Source organism: Candidatus Ruminimicrobium bovinum (genome assembly GCF_902760015.1).
Lineage (GTDB): Bacteria > Elusimicrobiota > Endomicrobiia > Endomicrobiales > Endomicrobiaceae > Ruminimicrobium > Ruminimicrobium bovinum.
In genome coordinates this window covers 1-5,117 of record NZ_CACWEU010000241.1, presented here as the reverse complement: position 1 = coordinate 5,117, position 5,117 = coordinate 1, and the positions used below count along the sequence as shown (strand labels likewise).

At 26.5% G+C, this 5,117-nt stretch carries 5 protein-coding genes; 2 read left to right on the top strand and 3 right to left on the bottom strand.

Annotated features, from left to right (window positions below):
* On the bottom strand, positions 1-422 hold a 422-nt coding region (locus tag ACMUOV_RS08140), incomplete at its 3' end, for a type I restriction enzyme HsdR N-terminal domain-containing protein (RefSeq protein ID WP_413854636.1).
* Between the two features lie 112 nt (positions 423-534).
* Here ACMUOV_RS08140 and ACMUOV_RS08135 point away from each other — a divergent pair.
* On the top strand, positions 535-1,269 hold the full coding sequence (locus ACMUOV_RS08135) for a hypothetical protein (RefSeq protein WP_413854635.1): 735 nt from the start codon (positions 535-537) through the stop codon (positions 1,267-1,269).
* A gap of 480 nt (positions 1,270-1,749) precedes the next feature.
* Here ACMUOV_RS08135 and ACMUOV_RS08130 read toward each other — a convergent pair whose 3' ends face one another.
* Positions 1,750-2,943 carry a Fic family protein gene (locus ACMUOV_RS08130; protein ID WP_413854634.1) on the bottom strand — a complete coding sequence of 398 codons (1,194 nt, stop codon included), beginning with the start codon at positions 2,941-2,943 and terminating at the stop codon, positions 1,750-1,752.
* 355 nt (positions 2,944-3,298) lie between these two features.
* On the opposite strand from ACMUOV_RS08130, the gene ACMUOV_RS08125 reads away from it, so the two are divergent.
* On the top strand, positions 3,299-4,351 hold the full coding sequence (locus tag ACMUOV_RS08125) for a Fic family protein (protein ID WP_413854632.1): 1,053 nt from the start codon (positions 3,299-3,301) through the stop codon (positions 4,349-4,351).
* Positions 4,352-4,581: 230 nt separating this feature from the next.
* Here the strand turns inward: ACMUOV_RS08125 and ACMUOV_RS08120 are convergent.
* A partial coding sequence (locus tag ACMUOV_RS08120; protein WP_413854631.1) for a GNAT family N-acetyltransferase occupies positions 4,582-5,117 on the bottom strand: 536 nt, incomplete at its 5' end.

Sequence of the window (5,117 nt, the reverse complement as noted above, 5' to 3'; positions counted from 1 at the left end):
GAATATAAAGCTTTAGTATTAGGTTTAAATTGTACTCTTTGTTCCAATGATTCTTGTGTAGGCATAGATGTAATAATTTCGGGATTGCCTATTTCTATATCCCAAAGGTAATGAATATTGCCGTTTGAAAGAATTACAAAACGAATATTTTGGCTCATTGCATAGGCACGAGCTTGTTCTTTTGCAGAAAGAGGATTTATATTTTCTTTCTTTGCTTCCAAGACACAAAGCGGAAAATCTTTTGAATCAAACAAAAGGTAATCCAATAAAGCATGTTTATATTCGTTATCGTTTCTTTTGATTTTTGTGCTGTATTCGACATCAACATTTGCACGACCTTTTTCATCGTCCAAAAGTTTCCAGCCGGATTGTTCCAATAGTTTATTTATTTTAAGTCTTACTTTTGCTTCATTATCGTTCATTAATAAAGTCCAAATTTAAGAGTTAAATATATTTTGAATTATTTTACTAAATTTGATTGATTTTTACTATAATTTTATAAAAGGAAAATATAATTTATTGAGGAAATAAGAAATGATTATAGACATTCCCAAAAGCATACAGATTATAAAAGATTTTAAACCGTTAGAAACACCTACTTTTAACGATGGCAATGAAGATGCTTTTAGGTATATTGTTTGGAATTTATATTATAGAGTAACTGAGGCACTTAAATCTTTTGTTGTGCTATTTGAAAACGAAAGATATTATGATTCTTTTATAATTGCAGGACATTGTTTAGAAACTTGTGCAATATTAAGTTATATAAAAGATAATCCGACTTATGAACTTTGTAGAGAACGATATAACAAATACTTTGCATCAGCTACATTAGGAAGATTAAAATATAATTTAGAACTTAGTTATAATCTTGAAAAAGAAATAGCTTGGCAAGCATTTGTTTCATTACTTAAATTATTTTATCCTTTTGGGAAATATATCGTTAAAGAAAAAGAGAAAGAACAATATGAAGAAATAATAAAAAGAATAAATTATAGATTAGGATTAAACAAAGAAAAAATAGAAATATTAAGCAAACATTTTGTACCAATAAGAGTTGATGAATATATAAAAGCTTTTGTAAAAAATACTGCTTATTTTGACGGAGAACAATTTAGTAAATTTTATAAAAAATACTGTGATGTAAAACATGGTAATATGATAACACCCGGGGCTTCTTTTGAACATAATTCATTTGAATATTTTTCAGAAGATGGAATAATGTTGATTTTAGGAATAATGTATTATTTAAAAGATTTTAAGTTTTAGTTGATTTTTTGAAGATTTTATACTATACTATTGTTGCTCTTGAAGCCCTACTATTTGTAATAGTGGTACGCTTCAAGAGTTTTTATTTTCGTCTAAATCGTAAAATAGATTTTCGTTTTATTGTTTGTAGTTTTTAAAGGAATTCGTTGACATTAATTAGATTTTATATTATACTATTACTGCCTTTGAAGGGGCTAGTATTTGTTTATTAGTTACTCTTCAAAGGTTTCTTTATTTTCATCTAAATCGTAAAATAAATTTCCATTTTCATCTTCACCTATAGTAATATAAACATTATACTTTTCTTATTTTAATTTTACCAAATTCCGTTGAGTTTAGGAATAAGAAATTTTAAGTAGGTTATGGGGTTATGAGATTATTGGATTAAAATTTTTTTGTAAGAATTTATTTTTTAAATATCCCTTAAAAATTCGGCAAAATCACTTTTTATTTCACTTTGATTCTTTTTTATTAATGTCCTTAAAAATTTTTTTCGTTGTTGTTTTCTTCCGGTTTAATCCACTTTTCTTCATTCAATACAAAGAAATTAATTCTATATTTTTGAGTATCTCTATTTAACATCAATAAATTTGCCTTTAATAAATAATCTAAATCTCTTTTTAATGTTCTTGAAGAAAGTTTTCCATATATTATTTTTAAGTTTACATCTTCTAATATTTCTTTTTCCGTAACTTCTTTATTATTGTCGAGCATAATACTTAGGAAATCGTATTGTCTTGGTGATATTTGATTAGTTTTCTTCAAATATAAAAGATACGATTGTAACGATAAACCTGTAATAATAATATATATTTTTTCTCTTATTGTTTTTATAGATTCAAGTAATCCTTTTAAATAAAACAAAACAAAGTCGCTAATATCATTATCTTCATTTTTTAACACTTTTGAGAAAGTTATAAAATATTCATCTATATTTTTGTAATAATAATTGGAAAGCATAGTGTAAACAAACCTATACCCCGCACTTTTTAAAATATGTGCTTCTATAATACGACTTGTCCTTCCGTTACCATCGCCAAAAGGATGTATTAGTGCCAAAGTTAAATGAGCGATACAAGCTCTAAATATAGGAGGAATTTCTAATAATTCTTTAGAATTTATCCATAGAATAAATTCTTCCATTAATTTTTTTATATCTTCAAATATTTTTGGCGGGACATTTGTTCCGCCATGTTCTTCATTTCCCACAATTACTTTTGTATTTCTGTATTGTCCGGGAATATTTGTTTCGTTTTCTAAACCATCCGTTATAATTTTGTGATAATTTTTTATTAAATCTTGAGATAATAATATTTTTGTATCCAAAGCATTAATATCTTTTATTTTATCGTATGCTGTTTTTAAATTTTGAATTTCTTTAACAAACCTTTCTTTAGAAAAATTTGTTTTATTATCTTCAATAATTTTATCAACATCTTCCTGTGTTAAAGAATTACCTTCAATAGCGGCTGTTGAAAATATAGATTTTTTTATAAGTTCTTCTTCTATTTGTGATGCCATATTCGGTAAAATAGGTATATATTTTATAGATTCAAAGGCAATTAATACTTCAACAATTTTATTAGCAATCTCACTTCCTTTATCATCATTAAATTTAGCACTGAATACGAAATTACCAGATTTAAATGTTAACACCTTTTTAATTATATCCATAAGTTAACTCCTATTTTTTTGTGTATTTATTATAATTTATTTATATATATTTGTCAATATTTTTGTCATAGAATTTGTCAATAATTTTGTCATATCGAAATATTATTGATTTTTTAATTATTTTTAGTAAATTTTTTATTTAATTTTCATTAAATTTGTCATAAGTTTTGTCATAGTTTTTGTCAAGAATAACATGACAGGTTATGGGGTTATAGGTTTGTTGTTGGCGGCTTTCAAAGAATTTATTATTTAAAAGGAAATTTCGTTTCGGTAACAAATGAAATATTAATATTTCATTAATTGATTTAACGGCATAATAATGGTATAATAACGGCATAAAGGAGATACCTGTAAAATGCCGTTAAAATTTAATCCTGTTTATAAAATCACTAATTCCATACTAAAAAAGCTAATTGAAATCGAAAAGATTAAAGAAGATGTTAAATCTTTTCCGTTAAACCCTAAAGTACTTGCCGGATTAAGAAAAACATCTAAAATCAATACCATTCATTATTCTACAAGAATTGAAGGAAATTCATTAACAATAAAAGAAGTTAAACAAGTACTAAACGGTAAAAGTTTCCCTGCAAGAAAACGAGATGAACAAGAAGTAAAAGGTTATTTTCGTGCATTGGATATGGTAAAAAAACTAATAAAAAAAACTGCCATTACGGAACAAGATATTAAAATTTTACATGGGTTGGTTGTTGGAAATAATAAACCTACAGAATACAGAAAAGAACAAAATTCAATAATAGATTCTTCAACAAGATATATTGTTTATATGCCGCCTGAAGCAAAAGATGTGGCACCATTAATGACATCTTTTGTAAATTGGATAAATGAAAATAAAAATGTAATTCCGGCACCAATTTTAGCTGCTATTGCTCATTACCAATTTGTTACTATACATCCCTATTATGACGGTAATGGTAGAACGGCAAGAATTTTAACAACTCTTTTACTTCATCAATGCGGTTACGGTTTAAAAGGTATTTATAATTTGGAAGAATACTATGCCGATAATTTACAAGATTATTACAATGCATTAACTGTAGGGAAATCTCATAATTATTATGAAGGGCGAGCTCAAGCTGATATTACCGATTGGATAGATTTTTTTGTTTCAGGTATGTTAAAGTCTTTTGAAAGTGTTAAAAAACATTTTATAAAACAAAAAAATGAAAAAGACAAAAGTGAATTTATCAAAAACTTGGATTCAAGACAAAAACAAGTACTTCCTTTGTTTGAAGAAAGCAATTTTATAACTACAAAAGATTTGGAAAAATTATTCAATTTTTCTTCAAGAACATCCAGACAGTTAGCACAAAAATGGGTAAAAACAGGTTTTTTATTAATTGTTGATAATTCCAAGAAAAACAGAAAATATAAACTTAATTTTGAATAAAGGAAATTAAGATTTTAGGTTAGAACTGAAATCAATTAGTAATTATTAATTTTGGATTATTGGGTTATGAGATTATGGGGTTATTTTATTGGGTTATAAGGTTATTAGGTTATGGGGTTATAGGTTGCTATTAGTCAGTAACTCCTTGAGCGTAAGCGGTACATAAGATTTTAAAATACGAAAGTGTAATCCAAAATATTCGTTAGATATAGGATGATTTGTTTATTGTTTCACAGAACATCTTTGTATTCTTCTTTGCCTTCCATAACTTTTTTTGCATAAGAACATATCGGAACAATTTTAATATTTTTTAGTCGGGCTTGTTCAACAACTTTGTTTAACAACCTTTTAGCAATGCCCTGTCCTTCAAAAGCGGGGCGAACTCCCGTATGAACAATATGCCATTTGTTGTCATTAATATCAAATTCACATTCGCCGATTAAATTACCGTCTTTGTAAGCGGCACTTCTGTTTAAATTTTCTTCAAATACAACGGAAATTGAATTTTTTAATTCGTATTGTAATGCTTTAGACGGGCACATATCAATTATTGCGGCAATTTCTTTTGCGGGAGCTTTTGATAAATCAACCCAAGGTTTTTGATTAGGGTTAAACACTTCTTTGTTTCCTTGAAAACATTTACCGGCATGTTGACATAATTTCGGGTTCCAAAAAACAGTAATATCATCGTTTTTATAAGTTATATATCTTTGCTTTTTATTTTCTTTTTTATTATCCATTGTTTTTTCTCTTAACAGGCGATATT

Bases quoted from the DNA above. Each gene is read 5' to 3' on its own strand.
- ACMUOV_RS08135 (WP_413854635.1), top strand. From the start codon at position 535: ATGATTATAGACATTCCCAAAAGCATACAGATTATAAAAGATTTTAAA.
- ACMUOV_RS08125 (WP_413854632.1), top strand. From the start codon at position 3,299: ATGCCGTTAAAATTTAATCCTGTTTATAAAATCACTAATTCCATACTA.
- ACMUOV_RS08130 (WP_413854634.1), bottom strand. From the start codon at position 2,943: ATGGATATAATTAAAAAGGTGTTAACATTTAAATCTGGTAATTTCGTA.